The organism is Nonomuraea sp. NPDC051298, from assembly GCF_055586305.1.
This window is the reverse complement of the sequence record NZ_JBVJIM010000006.1, coordinates 32,202-58,489: the sequence shown is the minus strand read 5'-3', so window position 1 is coordinate 58,489 and position 26,288 is coordinate 32,202. Positions and strand designations below refer to the sequence as shown.

The following is a 26,288-nucleotide window of genomic DNA, read 5'->3' as shown; positions in this document are numbered from 1 at the left end:
CGCGACGAAGGCCCTATCGCCCCGTACGGCTGGCCACGATGACCTGCACCGTGTGCTCCAACGCGTAGGCCGGGTCGGCTCCCCCGCCCTTGACCTGCTCATCCGCGCTGGCCACGGCCTGGATCGCCCTCGACAGCCCGTCAGGACCCCACCCGTTGAGCTGCCGTCTCACCCGATCGACCTTCCACGGCGGCATGCCGACGTGGCTGGCCAACTGCCCGCCCCTCAGGTTGCGAGGAGCGCTGCCGACCTTCGCCAGCGACCGCAACCCACCGGCCAGGGCGCTCACCAGCAGCACGGGGGCGACCCCGGTGCCGAGTGCCCAGCGCAACTGCTCGAGCGCGTCCGCCAGCCGCCCTTCGACGGCCGAGTCGGCGACGTTGAACCCGGTGACCTCGGCCCGCCCCTTGTGATAGCGAGCCACCGCCGCCGCACTGATCGTCTTGTCTTCGGTGTCGAACATCAACTGACTGCACGCGGCGGCCAGCTCACGAAGATCGTTCCCCACGGCGTCGAGCAGAGCCTGCGCGGCGTCCCCGGAGATGTTCCGCCCGGCTCGCTTGAACTCGCCCCTGATGAAGTCGAGCCGCTCTCCCGCCTTGGTGACCTTGTCGATAGTGATCACCTTGGCCCCGGCCTTCTTCACCCCGTCGACCAGCGCCTTGCCCTTCACCCCACCGGGATGCGCCAGGACGATCACCGTGTCGTCGGACGGCTGCCTGGTGTAGGCCACGATCTCCGCGATGACGTCCTTGGCCAGGTCTTGCGCTGATCGGATCACCACGACCGAGCGGTCACCGAACAGCGACGGCGAGGTGAGCTGCGTCAACTCACCGGACGTGACCTTGCTCCCCACAAGATCATGAACCTCGGACCCCTGGTCGGCGGCCCGCGCCGCCGCCACGACGCCACCCACCGCCCGCTCAGCCAGCAACTCTTCGTCGCCGACGACCAGGGTCACAGGTGCTGGATCGGTTCCCGCCATGTCAGGCAGCATGCCATGCCCCACCGACAACCGCGTACTCTGCGCTCCTCCCCCGGGCATCCGAGTGTGGTCGGCCACGAGCGACGCCGGCGCGCGTCCGACTCTCAGGTCGGCCTCTCAGGTCGGCGCGCCGGCCGCGTCAGGGAGAGCATCAGGGGGAGCTGACCTGCTCGGAGGCGGCTACTGAGACCGGCGGGGCCGTCAGGCGAGGTCGAGTACCGCCTTGCCGTGCAGGCGGCGTTCGACGAGGGCGCTCACCGCCTCGGACGCGTCGTCCCAGCCGCCGCGCCACGTGATCTGCGGACTCAGCACCCCGTCCGTGACCTGCCGGGCCAGCCAGGTCAGGTCTCGGCCGAGGCCGCCGCAGAACAGCAGCATGAACGTGACGATCGAGCGATCATCACGTTCCGGTCCGCTGAACATGGCTCCGAACGGAAAGCTCTCGCCATCACCCGTGGAGTGCCCGACCGCCACCAGCGTGCCCCCTTCGCCGAGCTGGTCGAACGCCTCCACGAGTTGCGACCCGCCCACCATGTCGAGCACGCCGTCGAGCTTGCCGCCGACTTGCGCAGGACCGGACACCACTTCGTGGGCGCCCAGAGCGCGCAACGCCTCGCCGTGCCTGGCGGGATCGCCGGTGGAGGCGATCACGTGCGCACCGCCGAGTCGGGCGAGTTGGACGGTGTAGCGCCCGACGCCGCCGGTGGCGCCGGTCACGAGGATCCTGCGCCCCAGTATGGGCCCGATCCGGTGGAGCGCGCGCAGCGCGGTGCCGGCCGCGACCGGGATGGTGCTGATCGCGCCCGGCTCCGCGCCCTCGGGCGCCACACCGATCCAGTCGGTACGCACTGCGCGGAACTCGGCCCAGCCGCCGCTCTCCTCAAGGGTCACGACGGGAGTGCCCACGGCCGGCCCTGACCCGTCCGCCGCCGCCTGGACGACGACTCCGGCGGCGTCCCAGCCGAGCACCGTCCCCTCCTCGGCCGTCTCGATGCCGTGCTTGACCTCGCCGTAGTTGAGCGAGGTGGCCGTGACCCGGACCAGCGCCTGGTTGAGGGCGGGCACGGGCTCGGGCACCTCCCCCACCCGCAGGCCGCCGGAGACGGAACGATCGACGATCAGGGCGCGCATGGCGTGATCCTCTCTTCAGACATCCATACAAAGTGCCACTCAGGAGCATAAGCCTATCGAAGGCATCTGCGTTCCAGTTACACTAGAGGCGATGACTGCCGACCTCTCTTCCGCCTCCGCGCCGGGAACGCTCTCGCTGCGGGAGCGCAAGAAGCTCAGAACCAGGACCGCGCTGGTCGATACGGCCCTCGCGCTCTTCACCGAACGCGGCTTCGACGCGGTGACCCTTGACGAGTTGTGCGAGGCCGTCGAGGTCTCCAAGCGCACCTTCTTCCGGAACTTCGCCGGCAAGGAGCAAGTCGCCTCCGCTCCGCTGGAGGCTCTGTGGAACGGCCTGCGGGACGACGTGGAGCACCTGCCACTCGGCCGCGTACCCGTCCTGGAGGTGCTGCAGGAGGCGTTGCTCGCGGCGCTCGCCCGGATGGACGACGGCGGAGCCTGGGTGACCCGCGTACGACGGAGCCGGCAACTGGCCGAGCGCACACCGTCGATCGCCGCGTACGGGCTTCAGTACTGCGACCACACCAGCGCGGCCGTCGAGGCGACCCTGCGGCGCAGGCTGGGCCTGGACTCTGCCGACCCGCGGCCGAGGCTGGCGCTGGACCTGGTGGTCGCGTCGTTCCACGCCGCACTGCGGGCCTGGAGCGCCAAGCCGGGCCCGCAGACCCACGCGGGTCTCGCGGCCGAGCTGCGGTCGGTCTTCGCGACTCTCCCCGATGCGCTCACCTTCGGCGGGGCCTGACGAGCGAGTGGACCGGCCCGTCCGTCGCTTACCGCCACTGCTCAACCACAGCACTCCTGAAGCAGGCGTACCACCGATCCCGCCGACAACAGGACCCGTCTTCCCCTTGATGGAGACACGAGGCCAACTGGCGCTCTCGGATACACAGCCTCACTGAGGTCGCGAACGAGAGACGAGCCGGAGGGAGCCATCAGTGCCCTCGATCGGCACCACCGGCCTGAGCGGGGTGGCCGCCGCCGACGAGCCGGTGCGTTGGCCGGCTGGTCGACGAGGACACCGAACCGCACGTCGAGGCGCCCACCTACCTGGCAGTACCGCACGCGGCAGACCAGAAGGTCACCACCGAGAAGCCGCGCCCTGCACGATCACCCCGAGAAGCCGCGCCCTGAGGACGATCGCCACCGAGAAGCCGGGCCCTGGACGATCGCCACCGAGAAGCCTTGTCCTGAGGACGATCGCTACCGAGAAGTCGCACCCCGAACCAGGTCGATTTGTTCGATTTGTTCGCGCAAGCGGTACGAAGACGCGGCTCAAGCGTCCGCCGGAACGGCCGTGAGCCGATGGACGCCAAGCAACGCGAAGCCCAGCACCACGAAGGCGGCCAGCGCGCCGACCGCCGCCACCGCGACCGTCGGCCAGCCTAGTCGCCACCACACCGTCATCCGGCCCTCCGTAGCCAGAACGTGTGCGCGACGCAGGCCACCCCGGCACCGGCCGCGTACCAGAAGAGGTCAGGCGGGTTGAACGTGCTGCCCAGGATCGGCCGCAGCAGGGCCGGGATCTCCCCGAGCTGGGCGAACTCGATCACCCAGCTCGCCCCGGCCGCCAGCACCGCCGCCACCCAGGGACGTGTCCTGGGGAGGATCAGCACCACGAGCGTGTAGATCAGCACGGTGTAGAGGGCGTCGCCCGCGTACTTCGACACAGGGCCGTCGAACAACGCACGCACTCCCAACCCGACCACAACAGTCAGGACGGCTACACAGAAGACGGGCAGGCGGGACATCGGCTCACGTTAGCGCCAAGAGCAGCACGATTTACACCGCACCAGGAAACGACGGTGAACGGATTCCCGTCAATCGGCTCACCCGGCAGGCTCCCACGCATCGGCACAGAGCGTTGCGTGGGAGCCAAAGTGATCGCCGAGACCTGCTGACGAGCTCGATCCGACGCGATTCCCGATTCCCGATTGCCGCACGCTCCCCGGCTACCCACCTACCCACCTACACCTGTCCACTTGGCCACTTGCCCCCTGCCCATCTGGCCACCTGGCCGCCTGCCCGCCCACCTGTCCACCTGCCCGAGGGGATCTGCCGCCCATTGCCGGAGGCCACGGGCTGTCCTGCCCTCGCCGAGCGATCGCCTGAGCCGGATCGACGTGCACGGCCAGGAGCGGGCTAGGGGCCGCGAGGGACTATGGCCATGCGTCCGTCCTCTCCTTCCACGATGGCGAGGTCTCCTGACTGGTCGGTTCGGTAGACGGTGAGGCCGAGCCGGTGGAGCAGGCGCAGGGTGGATGTGGCGGGATGGCCGTAGTCGTTGTCGGCACCGACACTGATCAACGCCGTTCGGGCACCGAGGGACGCGAGGAAGGCGGGCGACTGCCTGTTCGATCCGTGGTGCGGGGTTTTGAGGATGTCGGCCCGTACCGTGAGCCGGTGCAGAAGTTCGTCCTGGGCCTCGGTTTCCAGGTCGCCGCCGAGCAGGATCGAGCCGGCTCGCCAGCGTACGTGGAGGACCACGCTTGAGTTGTTGATCGCGCTGCCCTCCCCCAGCCCGTTCATCTCGCCTCGGGTGGGGTCGGGAGCCAGCACGGTCACCTCCGACGGGCCGAAGCGCCATCGTGTGCCCGGAGCGACCGTCCCTTCGGGTATTCGGTGCTGCCGGAGCACGGCCGAGATCCGGTCGTCCGCGCGGCCACCGGTCACCGGAGGGCCTACGACCACTGCCCCGACGCGCCGGTTCCTGAGGACTCCGGACAGACCGTCCACGTGATCGGCGTGGGGATGCGTGAGGACGAGCAGGGGGACGTCGTCAACGCCGACTCTCCTGAGGCACCGGTCCATGGCGATCGGATCTGGCCCCGTGTCCACCACGACGCCTCGACCCGGCCCGGCCGAGACGACGAGACCGTCCCCCTGCCCCACGTCGCACATCACCATCAACCAGTTCCTGGGTGGCCAATGACCGGCGATCGGCCGGACCACCAGTACCGCCACCAGGACGGCTGCGGCCACGGTCACGGCAATAGCGCGCCACGCGCGGTGTCGCAGGATCGGGATCGCGACGGCCACGGCGAGCAGGAGCAGTGCCAGCCCCGCGAGACCTGCGGGCCATGGCACGGTGGCGAACGGCAGATTCACCGCCCAGCGGGCGACCGTGACGATCCAGCCCACCGCGTACCCGGCCGGGATCACCAGCAGCCGCGCACCATCGGGCCACAGAGGTGCCACCAGCGCGGCGCCGAACCCCAGCAGGGTCGCGGGTGCCACAGCCGGGGCGACGAGCAGGTTGGCGATCACGGCAACCGGCGTTACTTGTCCCGACATCAACACCAGGACGGGCGTCACAGCCACCTGCGCCGCCGTCGGCACCGCCACCGCCTCGGCCATCCAACGGGGCAGACGCCACCTCCGGCGCCCCACACCATCGGGGCCCTTTTGGCGCTTCGCATGGTCAGGGGGTTCGTGGCTCTCACGGTCAGGGCCCGTATCGCGCCCTTCATCCCCGCGCCCTCTCCGGCACCCCTCAAACTCACCGTGCCCCTGGGACTTTTCAGGCTCGCGGTACGCCTGGGACATCTCATGCTCACGGTGCCCCTGACGCATCTCAAGCTCGCCATGCCCCTGACGCATTCCAAGCTCACGGTGCACGGCCAACTCTCGGTGCACAGCCAGGTCAGGGTCCCCTGGGTGCACGGCCAGCTCAGGGTGCACCGGGTGCATGACCGACTCGCGATGCCCCGGGTGCATGGCCAGCTCATGGTGCCCGGGGTGCGTCGCCAGCTCACGGTATGGCCGGCGCTTCTCCAGCGCGTGGCGCTCCTGATGTGTGTCAAGGTCGCGGTACCGCAGGTGCGTCTCGTGCGCAGGGCGCTGCTGGCGGGGCGTCCGGTTCAGGAGGGTAGGGATGGTGGCATGCCGAGGTTCGTCGGGCGGGGCTTCAGGCCGGTCGCCCGTTTCTTCCCGGGTCTCGTCCGTGGCGGACGTGCTCTCCGTCGCCGCTCTCCTGTTCCCCTTCGGGGGCGGCGTCCAGTGCCCTTCTGCTGCCATCCGGCTTGTTGTCCTCGCCGTACCCTTCGCGTCCGGCCGTCCCTTCGGCTGCTCGTTCGTTGAACGTGCCGGGGCAGGGGCTGAGTCGGTCTCCTCGTCGCTTGGGGGCGCCAGCCTGTCTCGCCAGCGTGGGGCGAGGATGAGGATGCCTGCGGTGGCCGTGACCGAGAGCGCGAAGCCGTAGGAGCGGGCCAGTTCGGGAGCGAACAGCACCAGGAAGAGGACCGTCGCGGAAAGGGCCGCGACCCCGTCCTTCGAACGGCCTGTGCCCATGGCGACGGCGGCTGCCAGGCCCATGAGGAGAGCCCGAAGCACACTGGGGGAAGGGCGCGCCACCACGGTGAACGCGAGCATCGCGAGCGCCGCGAAGGCCGCCCGGAGGGGAAGCGGAAGACCGATCAGGCGCGACAGGGCGAGCGCCGCGCCTGCCACTATCGCGAGATTGGCTCCGGAGACGGCGTTCAGATGGCTCAGGCCGGCTTCTCTGAGGTCGGAGGTCACCTGAGGGTCCATGCGGGAGACATCGCCGACCACCAGGCCGGGGAGAAGGCCACGTTGTTCGGGAGGGAGGACGTCGGCAGCGGATCTGAGGCCGGATCTGAGGGCTCCGGCGGCCGTTTGGAGGGCGGATGGGGGTGTGAGGACCCGTGGCGGGTCCCGTACCAGCAGGAACGCCGCCACCAGGGTGCCGTGGGTTGGTTTCGCCAGACGACCGGTGACCTCTACCTGTTGGGTGGGCAGGAGAGCACTCCACGACCGTCCGGTGGCGAACACCGTGATGGGGACGTTGACGGACTGTCTGGTCGTGGTGGTTTGGATGATCTCGAGGGTCGCGGAGATCACATAGCTTTCTTGAGCGAAACGCCTAGTCCCGTTCGGTCTGCGTTTGGGGTCGTCAGTCAGGGCGATCTGAGCGGTGATGAACGCGTTCCTGTGGGCGAGGTCTGCGGCGGGACCTGTAGTCACGGCATGGACGCGGAAAGCCACCGAGGCTGAAGCCGCTGCTGTGCAGATAAGGGTGGCAATCGTGATGTTGCGCCACGGGGTGGGTCTGACGTTACGCCGGGTGGTGTGCGAGTGGGTGGGGTGGCGTCCGGTGGGGTCGGCCTCGTGGTGGGTGGAGTCTGTGGCGGCGGTGGCGTAGCTGGTGTGCTCCTCCTCTCCCTGCTCGGGCTCTCCGTGCTCGGGGTGATCGATGGTGCGCTGTCTGGTGCGCTTGGGGCCGACGCGTTCGGGTGGGGTGTCGGGCGTTCTGGGTAGCCAGGCTGCGGTTGCGGCGGCGATGAGGGCCGATGCTGCGGCCACCATGCCCACCGGTGCGGGGCAGCCCAGGAGGATCAAGGCGCTGGCCCAGGCGGCCAGGGCGGGGAGGGCCAGCGGCCAGGAGCGCTTTCCCTCGTCGGTGGGGTCGGGGGCGCTCTGGAGTGCCAGGATGGACCGGCGCTGATCTTCGGCTGGCGGGGCGGGCATGTCAGACGCGGACCTTCGGTTTGATTTCCTCGAACTTTCTCGGACCTATGCCGCTGACATCACGAAGCTGGTCGACGGTGGTGAAGCCGCCACGGCTCGTACGGAACTCGGCGATGCGTGCCGCCAAGACCTCCCCTACACCTGGGAGCTGTTCCAACTGGTCTGTCGTGGCGGAGTTGAGGTCGAGGACCATGGAGGCCGGGTCGGCGCCCATGGGAGAGCCGAGGGCCGCCTGGCCTGCCGGTGCGCCGACGACTATCTGCTCACCGTCGATCAGGCGTCTGGCCAGGTTGAGCTGGCCTGTGGAAGCCCCTCGGGACACCCCGCCCGCTGCTGCCACCGCGTCCGTCACCCTCGCGCCTACGGGGAGCAGGTAGACACCCGGCTTGCGGATCTTGCCCGCGACGTGAACGGTCACCTTGGTGACGGCGCTGGTGGACGACGGGGTGACGGGCGCGATCGGATGGAGGGACGTTGGGGGCGGCAGAGGCTGCGGGGAGGGCTGCGAGCGCCAGACGACGAAGATGGCTACGGCCGTCGCCACGGCTCCTATGGCGAGGAGAACGCGTAGGCCGGGCTTTCCAGGGTCGAGGGATGGGCTCTGGGCGCTGAGGAGCTTACGGAGGGCTTGGAGGGAGGTGGGGAAGGGGGATGTGGAGGCGGGTGGCGTTTTGGGCGGAGGTTGGGGTGGCAGTTGGAGTGGAGGTTGGAGTGGAGGTAGTGGTGTCGGGGCCGGTGGGGGTTGGGGCTCCGAGTGGGGTGGCGCTGCTTCAGGTGAGTGAGATCTCGGAGCTGCTGTGTGGAGGGACGAGTATTCCGATGGTTCAGGTTGTGGGGGCCAGACTGGCGGTGGTGGGAGTGGGGTGTCGTTGGCGTCGTGAAGGTGGGCGTTGTTGAGGTCTGAGCTGTGGTGGAATCTCGATCGCCGGATGCCTGCGGGGTCGGTGGAAGGCTGCGGTTCTGGTGTGGGTTGAGGGGCAGTTGTGTTGTCTCGGGCTTCTTGGCGGTGCTTGTCGTGCTGACTGCTGTGGGATGTGGTCCGGCTTCCCGTGGCCCAGCCCGGTCGTGCCGGCAACCGGCGGGAGCGGCGGGCAGGCGCGATGATCGACCGTAGCCGGGACTCGGCTATGGCCCGCTCTGCCGTCGGGTCGGGGGTTCGCACGGCAGCGAAGGTACGGCCCGAGCGCCTGACGCCGAGGAACCGAGCGGGGTTCTGGGGATGAGAGGTGAGGCGGACGAGGCGGTTGTGGATAACGATGGCTGTCGTTCAGGCGCTGGAGCCCACGTCCGGGTAGAGCCCACGTTCTGGTAGATGGTGGGCGGCTGGTTGCGCGGCGGTGGTCAGGGGTTGGCGGGCGTGACCGTGACGCCGAGCATGCCCGGCCCCACGTGTACGCCGATCACCGCCCCCACCTCCACGATCCGCAGGTCCACCAGCCCGGGTACGCGCTTCGTGAGCCGTTCCGCCAGGGACTCCGCTCGGTCCTTCGCCTCCAGATGTTGCACTGCCACCTCCACCGGCCGGTCCCCAGCCGCCTGTACCGCCAGGTCCTCCAGGCGGGCGATGGCGCGCGAGGCCGTACGCACCTTCTCCAGGAGGGAGATACGGCCGTCCACGATGTGGAGTAAGGGCTTGATCATGAGGGCGGAGCCGAAGAGGGAGGCCACCGTGCCGAGGCGGCCGCTGCGGCGAAGGTAGTCGAGGCTGTCCACATAGAAGTACGTTCGCGTGGACGCCACGCAGCGGCGGGCGGCCGAGACCACCGCCGTCAGCGAAGCACCGCTCGCCGCCGCGCGAACGGCGGCCAGGACCGGGTAACCCAGGCCCATGGCGATAGACCGGCTGTCGAGCACCTCCACCGGTACGGGAGCATCGCGCGCTGCGGCGCGGGCCGACTCCACGGTGCCTGACAACTCGCCGGACAGGTGGATCGAGACGATACCCGTGGCACCGGCTGCGGCCAGGCCGGCGTAGCACGAGGCGAAGCGGGCGGGGGAAGGGCGGGACGTGACGGCGAAGGAGAGGTCGCCGATGAACGAGTCCTCATCGGAGGAAGGGGAGGAGAAGGCGGCAGGAGGGTGGGAGGTGGTGCGGTGGGAGGCGACGGAGTGGGAGGCGGCGGGAGGGTAGGAGGTGGCGGCGTGGCCGGTGGCGGCGTGGCCGGTGGCGGCGTGGCCGGTGGCGGCGTGGCCGGTGGCCGGGAGGGTGGGGTCAGCCTCGCTGGGTGGGTCTTGCGCTGGCGAGGGCCGACGGACGTTCGCGAGGCGCCCGCCCAGCGAGGGGCGATCGTCGGGCGTGGACGACGCGTTCTGTGGTGTTGGAGCGGAGTCGTCGCCACCACCGGAAAGCGGCGTAGGCGCGGAGTGGCCATCGCCTTTGGACGACGCGCGCAGTGCTGGCGGCGTGGAGTCATCGCCGTCGGCCGACGGCACGCTCGGTGCCGGTGGCATGGAACCGTGGAGGTCTGTGGAAGGCGCAGACGGTGGCGTCCCCGCTCCGATGCCTCCGTGCGAGCCCTCCGCGGACGGCGGCAAGCCCGCCCTCACGCCGCTGGACACGTCTCCCGCTGACGACGGCGCGCGGGCACCAGCACGGGCACCGCTGCTCGTGCTCGTGTCGTTCACGAGAAAATGCGGCTGACCGCTCGGATGCGGATCTTCGCCCCCGTACGGCGGTGCCCCGCCCCCGGCCGCCGTACGCGGCTCACCCCCGTACGCCCTCGAGGGCCGGGCCGTTACCCGGACGGGCACCACGAACACCCCGGGCACGGAACCCAGGTAAGCGGTCGAATCCGTGACAACGGCCACCCAGGGCGTCATAACCCGAGATCAACTACTGGACCGGTGTCCCACCCCGCCACACGCGGCGTGGCTTGAGGCCGAAGGACCAGGCGAAGGCGCCCTCGTGGTCGGCGTCCCACTGGACGATGTCCGCCAGCCGCCCCGGCGCCAGGACGCCGCGGTCGGGAGCGCCCAGAACCGTGGCGCCGCCGAGCGTGGCCGCGCGGAGGGCGTCGTTGACGCTCATCCCGAACGCCGACACCGCCATCGCGATGACCAGGGACATCGAGGTGATGCCGCAGTAGCCGGGGTTGTGGTCGCTGCCGAGGGCGATCTGGACGCCGTGCTTGATCATCTGGCGGACCGGCGGGAGGTGGCCGCGCTGGAGGGCGGTGGCGGGGCAGACGACGGCGGGGACGCCGTAGCGCGACATGATCGCGATGTCCTCGTCGGACATGTGGTGGAGACCGTCAGCCGAGGCGCAGCCGAGTTCGGCGGCGAGCTGGACGGCGCCGCGGCGGCTGAAGAGGCCGGCGTGGATGCGCGGCAGCAGGCCGACGTTGCGGCCGGAGGCGAGGACCCAGCGGGACTCCTCGGTGGTGAAGTGGCCCTCGTCGCAGTAGACGTCGACGCTGTCGGCGCCGGCCGCCGCCGCGTCGGCGCACCACGCGCCCACGGCCTCGACGTATTCGCGCTGCCTGCCGAAGTATTCCGGCGGCACCACGTGCGCGGCCAGGAACGTGACGTGCACCCGCGGCATCATCGGCTCCTTCTCCAGCTCGCGCAGGAGCCGCACGTCGGCGAGTTCGCCGTCGCGGGTGAGGTGGTAGCCGGTCTTGGCCTCGACGGTCGTGGTGCCGCTGAGCAGCCAGCCGCGCAGCCGCTCGCGTACGCCGTTGCACAGCGTCCACGGGTCGGTGCCGCGGGTCACGGTGACCGTGGAGCCGACGCCACCGCCGGCCGCGGTGATCGAGGCGGAGGTGGAGCCGCCGGTGCGGATGGCCAGCTCGGCGTAGCGGTTGCCGGCGTAGACCGGGTGCGTGTGGGCGTCGATGAGGCCGGGCGTGACCAGCGCGCCGCCCAGGTTTTCGACGTGGTCGACGTCGACGATGTCGTCGACGACGCCCGGCACGCTCTGCGGCAGGTCGGGCGCGCGGCCGACCCACGCGATGCGATCGTTGTGCACCAGGATGGCGGCGTTGCTCAGGACCTCGTTTCCGGTCCAGAGGCGGCCGATGTTGGTCAGAAGTCGAACGGTCACCGCATCACCACCCAGCGCGACCCCTCGCACGGGTGCAGAGCGCAGTGCACGGCCTTCGCCGCGCCCACTGAGTCCGCTCCGGGTCCGGACGACATGGGGGGTCTCCTGCTCTCATCCGCATCGATGTTGTGCGGTGACCGTATCGCCGGACGCATGATCCGGCGATTTCAGTTCAGTTACGTTATTTCACATGTCGGGCTGGTGTACAGGGTTATTCGGAAGAAAGACCTCTCTTCACACCCGTCACGCAGCCCTACCTTGTCCCCATGGCCCCCGTTGACGACTTCGACACGTGCAGTCATCATCTGAAACCTTGAACCCGAAACCCAAAACCTGACCAACGTTAGGTCTGGCCAATCCTAGCAACGCCAAGGGGTCGCCTACCACTGCCGCTTTTGGGCACACCTGTGCGTTTTTAGGCGAGAGCTGCCCGGCCATACCGGTAAGTCATGGTCACGAGCCGGAGGCGGGATGCCCGGCCGGGCCTGGGCCGGGCATTCCGGCTCAGGCCCCGGCTCAGGCCCCGGCTCAGGCCCCGGCTCAGGCGCCCGAGCGACCCCGCCTGACGCGAGACGGCCTCAGGACACCCGCTCCACCGGCTTGCCCACCCGCTGCAGCTCCTGCGACAGGCTCGACAGCACGCGGGCGTGCAGGATCGTGCCGTCCTCCACGTGGTCCACCGAGAGCACCTCGCCCTCCTTGTGCGCCCGCGAGATCAGGTCGCCCCTGTCGTACGGCACCAGCAGGTGCACCTCGTGGTCGAGCCGCGGCAGCCGCTCCTCGATGAGCGCCATCAGCTCGGGGATGCCCTTGCCGGTGCGCGCCGAGACCACGATGCTGTCGCGTTCGCGCCTGGCGATGCGGTCGAGCACCTCCTGGCTCGCGGCGTCGGCCTTGTTGATCACCACGATCTCGGAGATCCCGGCGGCGCCGTCGATGTCGGCGAGCACCTCGCGCACCGCCGCGAGCTGGCCCTCGGGGTCGGGGTGCGAGCCGTCGACCACGTGCAGGATCAGATCGGCGTCGCCGACCTCCTCCAGCGTGGAGCGGAACGCCTCGACGAGCTGGTGCGGCAGGTGCCGGACGAAGCCGACGGTGTCGGCGATCGTGAACAGCCTGCCCTCCGGCGTACGCGCGCGGCGCACGGTCGGGTCGAGGGTGGCGAACAGCGCGTCCTCCACCAGGACGCCCGCCCCGGTGACGCGGTTGAGCAGCGAGGACTTGCCCGCGTTGGTGTAGCCGGCGATGGCCACGGCCGGGACCTCGCGCCGCTGGCGCTGGTGGCGCATGGTCTCGCGCGAGGTGGACATGCCGCTGATCTGGCGGCGCAGCTTGGACATGCGCTCGCGGATGCGCCGCCGGTCCAGCTCGATCTTGGTCTCACCGGGGCCGCGGCCGCCGATGCCGACGCCGCCCGCGGCGCGACCGCCGACCTGCCGGGACAGGTTGCCACCCCAGCCGCGCAGGCGCGGCAGCAGGTAGGAGAGCTGGGCCAGCTCGACCTGGGCCTTGCCCTCGCGGCTCCTGGCGTGCTGGGCGAAGATGTCGAGGATGAGCGCGGTGCGGTCGATGACCTTGACCTTGACCGTCTCCTCGAGCTGGCGGAGCTGGCCAGGGGTCAGCTCGCCGTCGCAGATCACGGTGTCGGCGCCGGACGACTCGACGACGTCGCGCAGCTCAAGGGCCTTGCCCGAGCCGATGTACGTGGCCGGGTCGGGCCTCTGCCGCCGCTGGATGAGCCCGTCGAGCACCTGCGACCCGGCCGTCTCGGCCAGGAGCTTCAGCTCGAGGAGGGAGTTGTCGGCGTCTTCTGCCGTGCCCGAGGTCCAGACGCCGACGAGGACGACCCTTTCGAGCCGTAGCTGCCGGTATTCGACCTCGGAGACGTCCTGAAGTTCGGTGGAGAGGCCCGCCACCCGGCGCAGCGCCTGGCGTTCCTCGAGGTCCATGTCGCCGGTCTCGAACGCGTCGAACTCGGAGTATTCGTGCATACGTGTCATCTCTATGAGGGAACGTCTGGACACCTCGGTGTCTTCCCACGATGGTGGCATGACATCCCCGAAGCCATCACCTGGTTATCCGGGCAGCTCAACAGACTGTCAAGACACGGTGACGTTGCCGGAGCCCGCGGTGATCGAAATCTTGTTCGGTGCGGAGCCGTCGGTCCTGACCGAGATGTTGCTGTCGCCCGACCCCATGTCGCTCTTCACCGCGTACGCGCCGTCGGGGACGTCGAGCGTGATGTCCCCGGATCCGGTGTGCAGCTCGGTGCTCTCGGGCGCGGCGAGGAACTCGAGCTCGATGTTCCCCGACCCCGACTTGGCGAGCACCCTCTTGCCCGTCAGCCCGGCGGCGTCCGCGTCCCCGGAGCCCATGTCCAGTTCGAGCGGCCCGCTGAGGCCCCTGAGCGTGAGGTTGCCGGAACCGGCGCGCAGGTCGAGGTGGAGGCCCTTGGGGACCTCGATCTTGTAGTCGACGCTGCAGTTCCCCCGGCACTCGTAGGTGAGGAACAACTGCCCCGCCTCGACGTTGTGCTCCGACACGGGCTTGTCGTCGCCGCGCCAGCGGAGGGTCTCGACGACGCGTACGGCGGTGCCGTCGGTCTCGTTGATCACGGCGTCGCCCGAGCCGCTCTTGAGCTGAAGCTTGGTCACCTTGTCCGTCACCTGGTACGAGGCGCTCTCCTCGTTGCCCGGCCCGGCGAGGCTCGCGAGGCCGCACCCGGTGAGCAGCACGGCGGAGGCCGCCAGCGCGCCCGCCATCGCAATCGTCTTCATGCCGGAATCATGTCGCGCCCGCCGGGCCGGCCACATCGGGGAACACCCGGAAGACGCCCAGGGATGTCCCCAACCTTTGACCCTCGAAGATCAGGGGAGTAGCGTCATTTCCACAATCCAGAATGCTATTTCCATATTGTGGAAACATCGCGGACTATGTGGAAACACCGTGGAAGGGAAGAAGCCCATGGAGATCACCGGCCCGATGCTCGACCGGTTCGACGAGATCCTCACGCCGGAGGCGCTCGATTTCGTGGGGGCTCTCCAGCGGGAGTTCGGCGCCAGGCGGCTGGAGCTGCTGGAGCTGCGCCAGACGCGCCAGGCGGAGCTGTCGGCGGGCGGCACGCTCGACTTCCTGCCGGAGACCAAGAAGATCAGGGAGGCCGACTGGCAGGTCGCGTCCCCGGCGCCCGGCCTGGAGGACCGCCGGGTCGAGATCACCGGCCCGGTCGACAGGAAGATGACCATCAACGCGCTCAACTCCGGGGCCAAGGTGTGGCTGGCCGACTTCGAGGACGCCAACTCCCCCCTGTGGGAAAACTGCGTGGCCGGTCATCTCAACCTGCGTGACGCGCTCGACCGCACGATCGACTTCGAGGCGGGCGGCAAGGCGTACGCGCTCGGCCCCGGCGACGAGCTGGCCACGGTGGTCGTGCGGCCCCGCGGCTGGCACCTCGACGAGAAGCACGCCCGGGTGGACGGGCGGCCGGTCTCGGGGTCGCTGTTCGACTTCGGGCTCTACTTCTTCCACTGCGCGCAGCGGCAGATCGACCAGGGCAAGGGCCCCTACTTCTACCTGCCCAAGATCGAGTCGCACCTGGAGGCCCGGCTCTGGAACGACGTGTTCACCAGGGCGCAGGAGCTGCTCGGCATCCCCCACGGCACCATCAGGGCGACGGTGCTCATCGAGACGTACCCGGCGGCGTTCGAGATGGAGGAGATCCTCTACGAGCTGCGCGACCACTCGGCCGGGCTCAACGCGGGCCGCTGGGACTACCTGTTCAGCGTGATCAAGAAGTTCCGCACCCGGGGCCGCGAGTTCCTGCTGCCCGAGCGGAACGCGGTGACGATGACGGCCCCGTTCATGCGCGCGTACACCGAGCTGCTCGTGCGCACCTGCCACAAGCGCGGGGCGCACGCGGTCGGCGGAATGGCGGCGTTCATCCCCTCGCGCAGGGATCCCGAGGTCAACGCCGTGGCGCTGGAGAAGGTGCGGGCGGACAAGACGCGCGAGTCGGGCGACGGGTTCGACGGCTCGTGGGTGGCGCACCCCGACCTGGTGCCCATCTGCCGCGAGGTGTTCGACGGCGTGCTGGGCTCGCGGCCCAACCAGCTCGACCGGGTGCGCGAAGACGTGAACGTCTCCGCCGCGGAGCTGCTGGCCGTCTCCGAGACACCCGGCGAGATCACCGAGACGGGGCTGCGCAACAACGTGGACGTGGCGCTGCGTTACCTGGCCGCCTGGATGGGCGGGCTGGGCGCGGTGGCCATCCACAACCTCATGGAGGACGCCGCCACCGCCGAGATCTCGCGCTCGCAGATCTGGCAGTGGATCCACAACGACATCACGCTGGCCGACACGGGCGCGCAGGTGACGAAAGAGCTGGTCGAACGCATCATCTCCGAGGAGCTGACCAAGATCTCGCAGGAGCCCGGCTACGACCAGGCATTGTTCGGGCAGGCGACGGCGTTGTTCAAAGAGGTGGCGCTGGACGACGACTTCGCGGAGTTCCTGACTCTTCCCGCCTACGCGCGGATGCCGTAGGAAAGTCGTGAAGCGGAGGTGATCGGGTGATGGACACGCTGGTGGCGGCTCTGCGTACGCTGCTGCCCCACGACTCGGTGATCACCGACCCCGTACGCCTGCGCACGTACGAGTGCGACGGCCTCACCTACCACCGGGCGACCCCCGGCGTGGTCGTGCTGCCGGGCACGGCCGAGCAGGTCGCCCGCGTGGTACGGCTGTGCAACGACTTCGGCGTGCCCTTCGTGGCCAGGGGCGCGGGCACCGGCCTGTCGGGGGGCGCGCTGCCGCGCGAGGACGGCGTGCTGATCGTCACCTCCAAGATGCGTTCGATCCTGGAGATCGACCTGGACAATCGCAGGGCGGTCGTCGAGCCGGGCGTCACGAACCTGGCCATCACCGAGGCCGTGCGCGACCGCGGCTACTACTACGCCCCCGACCCCTCCAGCCAGCAGGTCTGCTCGATCGGCGGCAACGTCGCGGAGAACTCCGGCGGCGCCCACTGCCTGAAGTACGGCTTCACCGTCAACCACGTCGAAGCCTGCGAGATCGTCACCCCCGACGGCGACCTGGTCACGCTCGACCGCATGGACCCCGGCTACGACCTGCTGGGGGCGTTCGTGGGCTCGGAGGGCACGCTGGGCATCGCCACCAAGGTCACGGTGCGGCTGTGCCGCGCGCCGCAGGCCGTGACCACGGTGCTGGCCGCGTTCGAGAGCATCGAGCAGGGCGGGCAGGCGGTCTCGGCGATCATCGGGGCGGGCATCGTGCCGGCCGCGATCGAGATGATGGACGCGCTGGCCATCGAGGCGGCCGAGGCGGCGGTGGCCTGCGCCTATCCCGAGGGTGCGGGGGCGGTGCTGATCGTCGAGCTGGACGGGCCCGCCGCCGAGGTCGACCGGCAGTTCGCGCGGCTGCGGGAGATCTGCTCGGGGGCGTTCGAGCTGCGTGTGGCGGCCGACGCGGGCGAGCGGGCGGCGATCTGGAAGGGCCGCAAGTCGGCGTTCGCGGCCGTGGGGCGCATCAGCCCGGCCTACATCGTGCAGGACGGCGTGGTGCCGCGCACGTCGCTGCCCACCGTGCTGGCCGCCATCGACCGGCTCTCCCTGGAGCACCACATCAGGGTGGCCAACGTCTTCCACGCCGGCGACGGCAACCTGCACCCGCTGGTGCTGTTCGACGACGGGGAGCCGGGGGCGGGCGAGCGGGCCGAGGTGGTCTCGGGCGCGATCCTCGACCTGTGCATCGAGCACGGCGGTTCGATCACGGGCGAGCACGGGGTCGGGGTCGACAAGTCCCGCTACATGACGAGGATGTTCAGCGCCGACGACCTCGACACCATGCAACTCGTCCGGTGCGCGTTCGACCCCCAGGGCCTGTCGAACCCGGGCAAGGTGTTCCCCACCCCGCGGCTGTGCGGTGAGGTGCCGGGCGTGCGCAAAGGCGTGCACCCGCTGGTCGAGCAGGGGAAGGCGGAGCAGTTTTGATCGGCGGCGTGACGGTCAGGCAGGCGGGCGCGGACGACGCGGTCGGCGGGGTGCGCCCGCGGTGGGTGGCGCTGCCCGAGACCGTCGAGGAGGTCGCGGCCGTGCTGCGGGCGTGCGCCGGGCAGGACCTGGCGGTGGTGCCCGCGGGCGGCGGCACGAAGCTGCACTGGGCCCCGCCGCCCGAGCGCTGCGACGTGCTGCTCGACCTGTGCTGCATGAACGAGATCCTTGAGCACGCCTCCGGTGACCTCGTGGTGCGCACGCAGGCCGGGGTGACGATGGGCGCGCTGGCCGGGGTCCTGGCGGGCGAGGGGCAGGAGCTGGCGCTCGACGTGCCGTTCGCCGAGCACGCCACGGTCGGCGGCACGCTGGCCGCCGCGCCGCCGGGCCCGCGCGCCTTCCGCTACGGCGGCGCCCGCGACCTGCTCATCGGCATCACGGTCGTGCTGGCCGACGGCACGATCGCCAGGTCGGGCGGCAAGGTGGTCAAGAACGTCGCGGGCTACGACCTCGGCAAGCTGTTCACCGGCTCGTACGGCACGCTCGGCGTCATCGCCGAGGCCACGTTCCGCCTGCACCCGCTGCCGCCCGACCGCCGCTGGGTGGTCGCCGGGCTCGATCGCGCCGAGACGCCGCGGATCGCCGCGGCGCTGGCCGCCTCGCAGGCCGAGCCGAGCGCGGTCGAGGTGGACCGGCCCGACCCCGGCGGGCCGATCACGCTGGCCGCGCTGGTCGAGGGCACGGCGGCCGAGGACAGGGCGGGGGCGCTGCGCGAGCTGATCGGCGCGGGCTCGGTGACGCGGGAGCCGCCGCCCTGGTGGGGGCTGATCGAGCGGGACGAGGTGCTGGTCGAGGTGCGCTTCCCGCCGTCGGCCACGGGCGCCGTGCTCGACGCGGCGGCCGAGGCGGGGCTGCCGCTGCGGGGCTCGCCCGCCTCCGGGCGGGTGCTGCTGGAGTCGTGGCAGGCCGTGGAGGAGGACGAGCTGGCCGCCGCGGTGGCCGGGCTGCGGGAGCGGGCCGAGGCGGCCGGTGGGCGGGTGAACGTGCTCGCCGCGCCGTACGAGAGCGTCGAGAGGTGGGGCGACGTGAGCGCGCTGCCGTTGATGCGGCGGGTCAAGGAACGGTTCGATCCCGGGCGCAGGATGTCTCCCGGCCGGTTCGTGGGAGGGATCTGACGACCATGGGCATAGACCCCGAGCTGATCAACGACTGTGTGCACTGCGGGTTCTGCCTGCCGACGTGCCCCACGTACGTCTTGTGGGGCGAGGAGATGGACTCGCCGCGCGGGCGCATCCACCTCATGGGGCAGCACGTCGAGGGCACGCCGATCACGCCCGAGATGGCCGGGCACCTCGACGCCTGCCTGGGCTGCATGGCCTGCGTCACCGCCTGCCCCTCCGGCGTGCGCTACGACCGGCTGATCGAGCAGACCAGGGTGGAGGTGGAACGCCACCACGTGCGCCCGCCGCGCGAGCGGGCGGTGCGCGGCATCGTGTTCAGCCTGTTCCCCTACCCGCGCAGGCTGCGGCTGCTGCGGCCGACGATGTGGCTGGCCGAGCGGATGGCGCCGTTCCTGACCAGGGCGCACCCGAGCCTGGGGGCGATGGCCGCGCTGGCGCCCCGCGTCGAGCACCGGCAGCGCCTGCCGCGCCTGGTCAGGGCCAGGGGCGAGCGCCGGGCCACGGTCGGGATGCTCACCGGGTGCGTGCAGCGGGAGTTCTTCCCGCAGGTCAACGCGGCCACCGCGCGGGTGCTGGCGCTGGAGGGCTGCGACGTGGTGATCCCGCCCGAGCAGGGCTGCTGCGGGGCGCTCAGCGTGCACTCCGGGCTCGGCGCGCAGGCCGGGCGGCTGGGGCGGGCCACGGTCAGGACGTTCGAGCGGGCCGGGGTGGACACCGTCGTGGTCAACGCGGCCGGCTGCGGCTCCTCGATGAAGGAGTACGCCGAGCTGCTCGGGCGCGAGCCGGGCTTCCGGGTGGTGGACCTGTCGGAATACCTGGCCGAGCTGGGCCCGGTGGCCAAGCGGCACCCCCTGCCGCTCACCGTCGCCTACCACGACGCCTGTCACCTGGCCCACGCGCAGGGTGTCCGGGCGCAGCCGCGCGAGCTGCTGAGCGCCATCCCCGAGCTGCTGGTGCGCGAGATCCCCGAGTCGGCCATCTGCTGCGGGTCGGCGGGCACGTACAACCTGTTGCAGCCGCAGGCGGCCCGCGACCTGGGCGACAGGAAGGCCGGGGCGGTCGCCACGACCGGCGCGGAGCTGCTGGTCTCGGCCAATCCCGGGTGCACGATGCAGATCGCGGCGGCGATGCGCCGCGCGGGCGCCGACATCAGGGTGGCGCACACGGCCGAGGTGCTGGACGCCTCGCTGCGCGGGGTCCCGCTGTGAGCGTGCAGTCGGTCGAGCGGGCGCTCGACGTGCTGGAGGCGCTGGCCGAGCACGGGGGCGAGGCGGGGCTCTCGGAGATCGCGGCCAGGACCGGCCTGCCGTACGGGACCATCCACCGGCTGCTGCGGACCCTGCTGGCCCGGGGCTACGTGCGCCAGGAGTCGGACCGGCGTTACGCCCTGGGCGGCGGGCTGGTCCGGCTGGGCGGCGTCGCCGAGGGCATGGTCGGCGTGTGGGCGCAGCCGTACCTGGCCAGGATGGTCGAGCTGTCGGGTGAGACGGCGAACCTGGCCGTGCTCGAAGGCGACTTCATCGTCTACGTGGCGCAGGTGCCCTCGCCGCGCAGGCTGCGCATGTTCGCCGAGGTCGGGCGGCGGGTGCTGCCGCACAGCACGGCGGTGGGCAAGGTGCTGCTGGCCGGGCGGCCGGCCCCGGAGGCGGTCGCGGTGTTCGAGCGGACCGGCATGCCCCGCCGCACCCCCAACACCATCACCGACCTGACCGCCATGCTGGCCGAGCTGGCCGCCGTCAGGCACCGGGGCTACGCCCTCGACCTGGGCGAGGAGGAGCTCGGCGTGCACTGCCTGGCCGTGCCGGTGCGCGACGGCGACCGCGTGGTGGCCGCGATGTCGGTCTCGGGGCCCGCCGAGCGCATCGACGCACTCGATCGCGACGAGCTGGCCGCGGCCCTGGGCAGGATCGCCGTCGACTTCGGTGGCGAACTCGGCCCGGCCGGCGGCTGAACGCTATTCTGTTGCGCTATGAGCAACAGCGCGTCGGTTCAGTCCGTCGATCGCGCCATCGCGATCCTGGAGATCCTCGCCCGCGACGGCGACAGCAGGGTGACGGACCTGGCGACGGAGCTGGACGTGCACAAGTCCACGGCCTTCCGGCTGCTGGCGGCGCTCGAACAGGGCGGGCTGGTGGAGCAGAGCGGCGACCGGGGGCGCTACCGGCTCGGGTTCGGCGTCGTACGGCTGGCGGGCGCGGCCACCGCCCAGCTCGACCTGTCGCGCGAGAGCCGTCCGGTGTGCCTGCGCCTGGCGGAGCAGGTCGGCGAGACCGTCAACATCGCGGTGCCGCGCGACGGCGACACGGTCAACATCAGCCAGATCCGCGGCCCCGCCGCCATCAGCGGCCACAACTGGGTCGGCCAGCGCACCCCCTCCCACGCCACCTCCAGCGGGAAGGTGCTGCTGGCCTTCGGCGCCCTGAGGCCGGCGGCCGAGCTGGAGTCGTACACGCCGCACACCGTCACCTCACCGGCCGGGCTGGGGCTGGCGGAGATCAGGCGGCGCGGCTGGGCCGCCACGGTGGAGGAGCTGGAGGTGGGCCTGAACGCGGTGGCGGCGCCCATCAGCGGCGCCGACGGGTCCGTGGTGGCCGCGGTCAGCGTCTCGGGGCCGTCCTATCGGCTGACGCCGGACCGGCTGCCGGAGGTGGGGGCGCTGCTGGTGGCGGGCGCGCGGGAGATAAGCCAGCGCATCGGCTATTACGGTTAGGGCATGTGCAGAAGCATCAAGACCCTCCGCCCGCCCTACACCGAGAGCGTGACCGAGGAGGACGTGCGGGCCGCGGCGCTGCAGTTCGTCAGGAAGATCTCCGGGTTCCGCGCGCCCGCGGCGCACAACGCCGAGGCGTTCGACCGGGCCGTCGAGACGATCACCCGGGCCTCCGAAGAGCTGCTGGCCTCGCTCCAAGTTCGCGGGAGTCGTTGACAGGGCCGGTCCGCGGGAGAAGTCTGCCTGGAGAGAGCCCCAGCGACCCCCAGGGAGCTGTCATGATCAGCGGGTTGTACCAGGGACAGGACGGCGACTCCCGGCTGGCGCTGCGCGTCGACGTCGACGGGCCCAGGCCCATGGGGCGGGTCAGCGGCGACCTCTTCACCGTGACCGGGGCGACCACCTCCTACGCCGGGTCGTTCGTGGTCGGCGCCCCAGGCGTGCGTGACGGGCGGATCGAGGGGCGGGGAGACTTCACGTTCGCCGCCCCGGCTCGCGACGTGCGCGTCACGATCGCCGACGGGGCGGGGACGGCCGAGGTCGCGGGGCGCACGTACGCGGTGTCGTTCGTCTCGGCGTTCTTCCGCAGCGTGCTGCTGGAGCAGGACTCCGTGGCCGGGACCGTGCCGTTCGTGTCGTACCGGACGGGGGCGCTGCCGGGGCCCGCCGGGTCGCCCGCCAGGGAGCTGAGCGTGCGCGCGGCGTACGCGGAGGCGGGCGTCGAGCTGACCCTGGCCGAGCCGGGGGTGATCCCGGTGGACGGCTCGGGCGCGGATCTGGCCTGGGACGACGCCGAGCTGCACCACGCGATGACCCGGCACTTCAGCGCGTTCGGCGACGCGCCGGCCTGGCGGGTGTGGCTGCTGGTGGCGAGCAGGCATGTCGGCGGCTACCGGGGGATCATGTTCGACTCCGGCGACGCCCACCCGCGGCAGGGCGCCGCGGTCTTCCACGACGTGATCAAGGGCACGACGCCCGAGTCGCAGCGGGCGCAGTTGCGTACGTACGTGCACGAGTTGGGGCACGCCTTCAACCTGCTGCACTCCTGGCAGAAGCACCTCGCCGACCCGCCCCAGCCCTTGGGCCCCGACGGGGGCTTCGGCGACCTGTCGTGGATGAACTACGTGCAGAACTACCGCCCCGGCGGCGAACAGGGCTACTGGGCCGCCTTCCCGTTCCGGTTCACCGACGCCGAGCTGGTGCACCTGCGGCACGGCTTCTACCGGGACGTGGCCATGGGCGCGAACGCGTTCGGCGCCGGCGCGGCCGAGATCGAGCCCTTCGAGCAGCCCGTCGAGGACCGTTCTGGGCTGCGGCTGGAGGTGCGAGCCAAGGAGTCGTTCGAGCTGGGCGAGCCCGTCGTGGTCGAGCTCAAGCTCGTGCTCGATCAGGTCTCCGTCACGGGCGAGCCGCGCGTCACGCACGGCCACCTGCACCCCGACACGGAGTTCGCCCAGGTGTCGATCACCCGGCCGGGCGGCGGGACCGTGCTCTACCGGCCCATGATGCGCCACTGCGTGGACACCTCACCGCAGATCCGGCTGGACGCCGGCCACCCGGCCATGTACCGCAGCGCGTACATCGGGCACGGGCGCGACGGCCACTACTTCCAGCAGCCCGGCGAGTACCAGGTGCGCGCCCAGTACGTCGCCGCCGACGGCTCCCGCGTCGTCTCCGCCGCCTGCCCGGTCAGGGTGCGCCCGCCGGTCACCCGCGACGACCACCGGGTGGCCGAGCTGATGCTGGGCGAGGACCAGGGCAAGCTGTTCTCGCTGCTCGGCTCCGACTCTCCGGAGCTGCGCGGGGGCAACCTGGCGCTGGACGAGGTCATCGACCGCCACGGCGGCCACCCACTGGCCGTCTACGCCCGGCTGGTCAAGGGACTCAACGCCGAACGGGAGTTCAAGGAGCTGACGCGGGACAACCGGCTGCGCGTCCGGCCGCCGGACCCCGAACAGGGCATCGAACTCCTGAGCCGGGTCGCCGACGCGGCCGTCCTCGACAACATCACGCTCAACCTGGTGATGCGGCGGCTGGCCAGGGCCGAGGCGCGGCGGGGCGACCTCGTACGGGCCGGCGCGGTCCTGGACCGGATGGTCGCCACGTTCGCCGCCAAGGGCGTCAACCCCCTCGTCATGGCGCAGATCCGCCGCCAGGCCGAGCTGACGAGGGCGGCACTCGGCGCCGGGCCGTGAACCGACGCGGCCGTGGCGGGCCAGGAACGCCGGATCACGAGTGGAGCCGGGCCGTGGGCACCTCACCCTGCCCCGCGCCCTCATCCGAGCAGACGATCCTGAGCTTGACCTCCTCGCCCTCGTCCGGCTCGAACTCGACCCTCGCCTCCGAGGCCGGCCCGCGCTCGACGCCGTCCACCGAGTAGCCCTGGGCCGGGCTCCACGAACGCAGCGTGACCAGGCCGTCGGCGCAGGAGGCGATCACGGTCCCGCCCGCGCTGCGGATGAGCCTGCCCTGCGACGTCGGCGTCACCGTGGCACCCGGGGTGGCCGCCGGTTGGGTGGCGGCTGACGGTGCGGCGGCTGACGGTGTGGTGGGGGTGCGCGTGGTGGCGGTGGCCAGGGCCGCACGGACCTCCTCCGGGCCCAGCACGTGGCTGTCGGCGCCGGTGAGGCCGGTCCCGAGCAGCCCGAGCACCGCCACCGCGGCGCTGGTGGCGGCCGCCGCGGTGGCAGCCCAGGCCACGACGAGTCTCTTCATCCCGCCCACGCTCCCCCATGTACGGCTAAGGCCAGGTTAAGCCGACGCTAAGACGGCTCAAGCTCCGCCAGGAAACGGTCTACGTTCGTGCTATGGCTGACATTCTGCTCATCGAGGACGACGCGGCGATCCGTACGGCGCTCAGCCGCGGGCTGCGGGAGCTGGGCCATGCCGTCTCCTCCTCCCCCACCGCGCTGGACGGGCTGCGGCGGGCCGTACAGGACCGGCCCGACCTGGTCGTCCTCGACCTGGGGCTGCCGGACCTGGACGGCGTGGAGCTGCTGCGCATGGTGCGGGCGGTCAGCCGGGTGCCGGTCATCGTGGCCACGGCCCGCGACGGGGACGCGGAGATGGTGCCGGTGCTGGACGCGGGGGCCGACGACTACGTGGTCAAGCCGTACAGCGCGGCGCAGCTCGACGCGCGGGTGCGGGCCGTGCTGCGGCGCGCGGGCGGGGCGGCCCCCGAGGCGCCGCTGGCGGTGGGGGCGCTGCGGGTGGACCCGCGGGCGCGTACCGCCACGCTCGACGGCACGGCCCTGGACCTGACGCCGCGCGAGTTCGACGTGCTGCACTACCTCGCCGCGCGGCCCGGCGAGGTCGTCACCAAGCGGGAGCTGCTGACGGAGGTGTGGCAGCTCCCGTACGGCGGGGCCGACAAGACCGTGGACGTGCACCTGTCGTGGTTACGCAGGAAGCTGGGCGAGACGGCCGCCGAGCCCCGCTACCTGCACACCGTACGAGGTGTCGGCGTCAAGCTCGTCGAGCCGTCATGAGGCGCTGGCTGGCGCTGCTCGTCGCGGCCACGACGTCGCTGGTGCTGATCGCGCTGCTGGTGCCGATGGCGCTGCTGATCCGTACGGTGGCCGAGAACGGCGCGATGAGCCGGGCCACGGCCGCCGCCGAGTCGGTCGCCGTCGCGGTGGGCACCCCCGATCTGGAGCTGGCGGTGGAGCAGGTCGCGCGGCCCGTGACGGTGTTCCTGCCGGACGAGGGCGGGAACACCGTGGGGGCTCCGGCCGCCCGGTCCGACGCCGTACGCCTGGCCGCGACCGGGCGCAGCGTCACCGCCGCCGTCCCCGGTGGCAGGGAGGTGCTGGTCTCGGCGCAGTCGCCGGACGGCACGGCCGTGATCAGGGTGTTCGTGCGGGACGCCGAGCTGACGAGGGGCGTGCGGGAGGCGTGGCTGGCGTTGCTGGTGCTCGGCCTCGGGCTGGTGGTGCTGGGCATCGTGCTCGCCGACCGGCTGGCGCTGGCCGTGACGCGGCCGGTGGACGGCCTGGCGCGGGTCTCGCACCGGCTCGCCGGGGGCGACCTGACGGCCAGGGCCGAGCCGGGCGGGCCGCCCGAGGTGCGCTCGGTGGCGCTGGCGCTCAACCAGCTCGCGGGGCGGATCGACGAACTGCTGGTGGCCGAGCGGGAGTCGGTGGCCGATCTGTCGCACCGGCTGCGTACGCCGCTGACCGGCCTGCGGCTGGACGCCGAGTCGCTGCGTGACCCGGAGGAGGCGGCGCGCGTCCAGGCCAGGGTGGACGCCCTGGAGCGGGCGGTGAGCGCGGTCATCACGGAGGCGCGGCGCCGCACGGCCGGGCGCGACTCGTGCGACGCGGCGGCCGTGGTGCGCGAGCGGGTGCGGTTCTGGTCGGTCCTGGCGGAGGACCAGGGGCGGGAGGTGACGGTCTCCCTGCCGGACGGGCCGCTGCCGGTCGCGGTGGGGGCCGAGGAACTGGCCGCGTGCGTGGACGCGCTGCTCGGCAACGTCTTCGCGCACACCCCCGAGGGGGTCGCCATGTCGGTACGCCTGCGCGCCCACCCTCCCGGAGCCCTGCTGGCCGTGCAGGACGCGGGGCCCGGGTTCGAGCCCGCGCTGCTGGGGCGGGGCAGCAGCGGGGGCGGTTCGACGGGGCTGGGGCTCGACATCGCCCGGCGTACGGCGGAGTCGTCGGGCGGCGGCGGCCTGACGGTCTCCAGACCGGCCGGGGGCGGGGCACGCGTGGAGGTGCTCCTCGCGGCCCCTGAGCCCCGGTGACAGGCG

At 71.4% G+C, this 26,288-nt stretch carries 22 protein-coding genes; 11 read left to right on the top strand and 11 right to left on the bottom strand.

Translation table 11 applies throughout. From position 1 onward, the window contains the following. Positions 1-13 precede the first annotated feature (13 nt). Together holA and ACZ6S0_RS19805 are read right to left on the bottom strand one after the other, a co-directional pair. Positions 14-985 carry a DNA polymerase III subunit delta gene (holA, locus tag ACZ6S0_RS19810; protein WP_465919441.1) on the bottom strand — a complete coding sequence of 324 codons (972 nt, stop codon included), beginning with the start codon at positions 983-985 and terminating at the stop codon, positions 14-16. 201 nt (positions 986-1,186) lie between these two features. Further along, positions 1,187-2,116: a zinc-binding dehydrogenase gene (locus ACZ6S0_RS19805; protein WP_465919439.1), complete on the bottom strand. Its 930-nt coding sequence runs from the start codon at positions 2,114-2,116 to the stop codon at positions 1,187-1,189. Positions 2,117-2,207: 91 nt separating this feature from the next. On the opposite strand from ACZ6S0_RS19805, the gene ACZ6S0_RS19800 reads away from it, so the two are divergent. Continuing rightward, positions 2,208-2,858, top strand: coding sequence for a TetR family transcriptional regulator (locus tag ACZ6S0_RS19800; protein WP_465919436.1), 651 nt, complete (start codon positions 2,208-2,210; stop codon positions 2,856-2,858). Between the two features lie 530 nt (positions 2,859-3,388). Here ACZ6S0_RS19800 and ACZ6S0_RS19795 read toward each other — a convergent pair. The 8 genes from ACZ6S0_RS19795 to ACZ6S0_RS19760 all read right to left on the bottom strand — a co-directional run bounded on the left by ACZ6S0_RS19795 (position 3,389) and on the right by ACZ6S0_RS19760 (position 14,419). Continuing rightward, the gene (locus tag ACZ6S0_RS19795; RefSeq protein ID WP_465919434.1) at positions 3,389-3,520 is read right to left on the bottom strand and encodes a hypothetical protein; all 132 of its coding nucleotides are present in this window, start codon (positions 3,518-3,520) and stop codon (positions 3,389-3,391) included. Further along, positions 3,517-3,864 carry a ribosomal maturation YjgA family protein gene (locus ACZ6S0_RS19790; protein WP_465919431.1) on the bottom strand — a complete coding sequence of 116 codons (348 nt, stop codon included), beginning with the start codon at positions 3,862-3,864 and terminating at the stop codon, positions 3,517-3,519. Before ACZ6S0_RS19790 ends, ACZ6S0_RS19795 begins: the two co-directional genes overlap by 4 nt. A 391-nt stretch (positions 3,865-4,255) precedes the next feature. After that, entirely contained in the window at positions 4,256-7,600 is a 3,345-nt protein-coding gene (locus tag ACZ6S0_RS19785) for a ComEC/Rec2 family competence protein (RefSeq protein ID WP_465919429.1), read from the bottom strand. 1 nt (position 7,601) lies between these two features. Then, entirely contained in the window at positions 7,602-8,144 is a 543-nt protein-coding gene (locus ACZ6S0_RS19780) for a ComEA family DNA-binding protein (RefSeq protein WP_465919426.1), read from the bottom strand. A gap of 797 nt (positions 8,145-8,941) precedes the next feature. Continuing rightward, a complete protein-coding gene (locus ACZ6S0_RS19775) occupies positions 8,942-10,051 on the bottom strand; it encodes a DegV family protein (RefSeq protein WP_465919423.1) in 1,110 nt (369 codons plus the stop codon). A 382-nt stretch (positions 10,052-10,433) separates the two neighbouring features. Beyond that, the gene (gene hutI, locus ACZ6S0_RS19770; RefSeq protein ID WP_344891813.1) at positions 10,434-11,642 is read right to left on the bottom strand and encodes an imidazolonepropionase; all 1,209 of its coding nucleotides are present in this window, start codon (positions 11,640-11,642) and stop codon (positions 10,434-10,436) included. A 578-nt stretch (positions 11,643-12,220) separates the two neighbouring features. Next, on the bottom strand, positions 12,221-13,642 hold the full coding sequence (gene hflX, locus ACZ6S0_RS19765) for a GTPase HflX (protein WP_465919420.1): 1,422 nt from the start codon (positions 13,640-13,642) through the stop codon (positions 12,221-12,223). 99 nt (positions 13,643-13,741) lie between these two features. After that, entirely contained in the window at positions 13,742-14,419 is a 678-nt protein-coding gene (locus ACZ6S0_RS19760) for a DUF4097 family beta strand repeat-containing protein (protein WP_465919416.1), read from the bottom strand. Positions 14,420-14,606: 187 nt separating this feature from the next. Between ACZ6S0_RS19760 and aceB the strand changes: the two genes are divergently transcribed. The 8 genes from aceB (at position 14,607) to ACZ6S0_RS19720 (ending at position 23,736) form a co-directional block, all read left to right on the top strand. Then, the gene (aceB, locus tag ACZ6S0_RS19755) at positions 14,607-16,184 is read left to right on the top strand and encodes a malate synthase A (RefSeq protein WP_465920292.1); all 1,578 of its coding nucleotides are present in this window, start codon (positions 14,607-14,609) and stop codon (positions 16,182-16,184) included. A gap of 29 nt (positions 16,185-16,213) precedes the next feature. Beyond that, positions 16,214-17,650, top strand: a complete 1,437-nt coding sequence (locus ACZ6S0_RS19750) for an FAD-linked oxidase C-terminal domain-containing protein (protein WP_465919413.1) — start codon at positions 16,214-16,216, stop codon at positions 17,648-17,650. A gap of 8 nt (positions 17,651-17,658) precedes the next feature. Further along, the gene (locus ACZ6S0_RS19745) at positions 17,659-18,825 is read left to right on the top strand and encodes an FAD-binding oxidoreductase (protein WP_465919409.1); all 1,167 of its coding nucleotides are present in this window, start codon (positions 17,659-17,661) and stop codon (positions 18,823-18,825) included. A gap of 5 nt (positions 18,826-18,830) precedes the next feature. Next, complete coding sequence (locus tag ACZ6S0_RS19740) at positions 18,831-20,039, top strand: (Fe-S)-binding protein (protein ID WP_465919408.1); 1,209 nt, start codon at positions 18,831-18,833, stop codon at positions 20,037-20,039. Positions 20,040-20,041: 2 nt separating this feature from the next. After that, entirely contained in the window at positions 20,042-20,782 is a 741-nt protein-coding gene (locus tag ACZ6S0_RS19735) for an IclR family transcriptional regulator (RefSeq protein WP_465920289.1), read from the top strand. A gap of 18 nt (positions 20,783-20,800) precedes the next feature. Next, on the top strand, positions 20,801-21,541 hold the full coding sequence (locus ACZ6S0_RS19730) for an IclR family transcriptional regulator (RefSeq protein ID WP_465919405.1): 741 nt from the start codon (positions 20,801-20,803) through the stop codon (positions 21,539-21,541). A gap of 3 nt (positions 21,542-21,544) precedes the next feature. Beyond that, the gene (locus ACZ6S0_RS19725) at positions 21,545-21,757 is read left to right on the top strand and encodes a DUF2277 domain-containing protein (protein ID WP_344891786.1); all 213 of its coding nucleotides are present in this window, start codon (positions 21,545-21,547) and stop codon (positions 21,755-21,757) included. Between the two features lie 62 nt (positions 21,758-21,819). Further along, positions 21,820-23,736: a hypothetical protein gene (locus ACZ6S0_RS19720; protein WP_465919403.1), complete on the top strand. Its 1,917-nt coding sequence runs from the start codon at positions 21,820-21,822 to the stop codon at positions 23,734-23,736. 34 nt (positions 23,737-23,770) lie between these two features. On the opposite strand, the gene ACZ6S0_RS19715 is transcribed toward ACZ6S0_RS19720, so the two are convergent. Beyond that, complete coding sequence (locus ACZ6S0_RS19715; RefSeq protein WP_465919400.1) at positions 23,771-24,256, bottom strand: hypothetical protein; 486 nt, start codon at positions 24,254-24,256, stop codon at positions 23,771-23,773. 92 nt (positions 24,257-24,348) lie between these two features. On the opposite strand from ACZ6S0_RS19715, the gene ACZ6S0_RS19710 reads away from it, so the two are divergent. Continuing rightward, a complete protein-coding gene (locus tag ACZ6S0_RS19710) occupies positions 24,349-25,029 on the top strand; it encodes a response regulator transcription factor (protein WP_344891777.1) in 681 nt (226 codons plus the stop codon). Then, positions 25,026-26,282, top strand: coding sequence for a sensor histidine kinase (locus ACZ6S0_RS19705; protein WP_465919396.1), 1,257 nt, complete (start codon positions 25,026-25,028; stop codon positions 26,280-26,282). Before ACZ6S0_RS19710 ends, ACZ6S0_RS19705 begins: the two co-directional genes overlap by 4 nt. The last annotated feature ends 6 nt before the right edge of the window (positions 26,283-26,288 follow it).

Coding starts and splice junctions, on each gene's coding strand:
- holA (WP_465919441.1), bottom strand. CDS start 985: ATGGCGGGAACCGATCCAGCACCTGTGACCCTGGTCGTCGGCGACGAA.
- ACZ6S0_RS19805 (WP_465919439.1), bottom strand. CDS start 2,116: ATGCGCGCCCTGATCGTCGATCGTTCCGTCTCCGGCGGCCTGCGGGTG.
- ACZ6S0_RS19800 (WP_465919436.1), top strand. CDS start 2,208: ATGACTGCCGACCTCTCTTCCGCCTCCGCGCCGGGAACGCTCTCGCTG.
- ACZ6S0_RS19795 (WP_465919434.1), bottom strand. CDS start 3,520: ATGACGGTGTGGTGGCGACTAGGCTGGCCGACGGTCGCGGTGGCGGCG.
- ACZ6S0_RS19790 (WP_465919431.1), bottom strand. CDS start 3,864: ATGTCCCGCCTGCCCGTCTTCTGTGTAGCCGTCCTGACTGTTGTGGTC.
- ACZ6S0_RS19785 (WP_465919429.1), bottom strand. CDS start 7,600: ATGCCCGCCCCGCCAGCCGAAGATCAGCGCCGGTCCATCCTGGCACTC.
- ACZ6S0_RS19775 (WP_465919423.1), bottom strand. CDS start 10,051: ATGCCACCGGCACCGAGCGTGCCGTCGGCCGACGGCGATGACTCCACG.
- hflX (WP_465919420.1), bottom strand. CDS start 13,642: ATGACACGTATGCACGAATACTCCGAGTTCGACGCGTTCGAGACCGGC.
- ACZ6S0_RS19760 (WP_465919416.1), bottom strand. CDS start 14,419: ATGAAGACGATTGCGATGGCGGGCGCGCTGGCGGCCTCCGCCGTGCTG.
- aceB (WP_465920292.1), top strand. CDS start 14,607: ATGGAGATCACCGGCCCGATGCTCGACCGGTTCGACGAGATCCTCACG.
- ACZ6S0_RS19750 (WP_465919413.1), top strand. CDS start 16,214: ATGGACACGCTGGTGGCGGCTCTGCGTACGCTGCTGCCCCACGACTCG.
- ACZ6S0_RS19740 (WP_465919408.1), top strand. CDS start 18,831: ATGGGCATAGACCCCGAGCTGATCAACGACTGTGTGCACTGCGGGTTC.
- ACZ6S0_RS19730 (WP_465919405.1), top strand. CDS start 20,801: ATGAGCAACAGCGCGTCGGTTCAGTCCGTCGATCGCGCCATCGCGATC.
- ACZ6S0_RS19725 (WP_344891786.1), top strand. CDS start 21,545: ATGTGCAGAAGCATCAAGACCCTCCGCCCGCCCTACACCGAGAGCGTG.
- ACZ6S0_RS19720 (WP_465919403.1), top strand. CDS start 21,820: ATGATCAGCGGGTTGTACCAGGGACAGGACGGCGACTCCCGGCTGGCG.
- ACZ6S0_RS19715 (WP_465919400.1), bottom strand. CDS start 24,256: ATGAAGAGACTCGTCGTGGCCTGGGCTGCCACCGCGGCGGCCGCCACC.
- ACZ6S0_RS19710 (WP_344891777.1), top strand. CDS start 24,349: ATGGCTGACATTCTGCTCATCGAGGACGACGCGGCGATCCGTACGGCG.
- ACZ6S0_RS19705 (WP_465919396.1), top strand. CDS start 25,026: ATGAGGCGCTGGCTGGCGCTGCTCGTCGCGGCCACGACGTCGCTGGTG.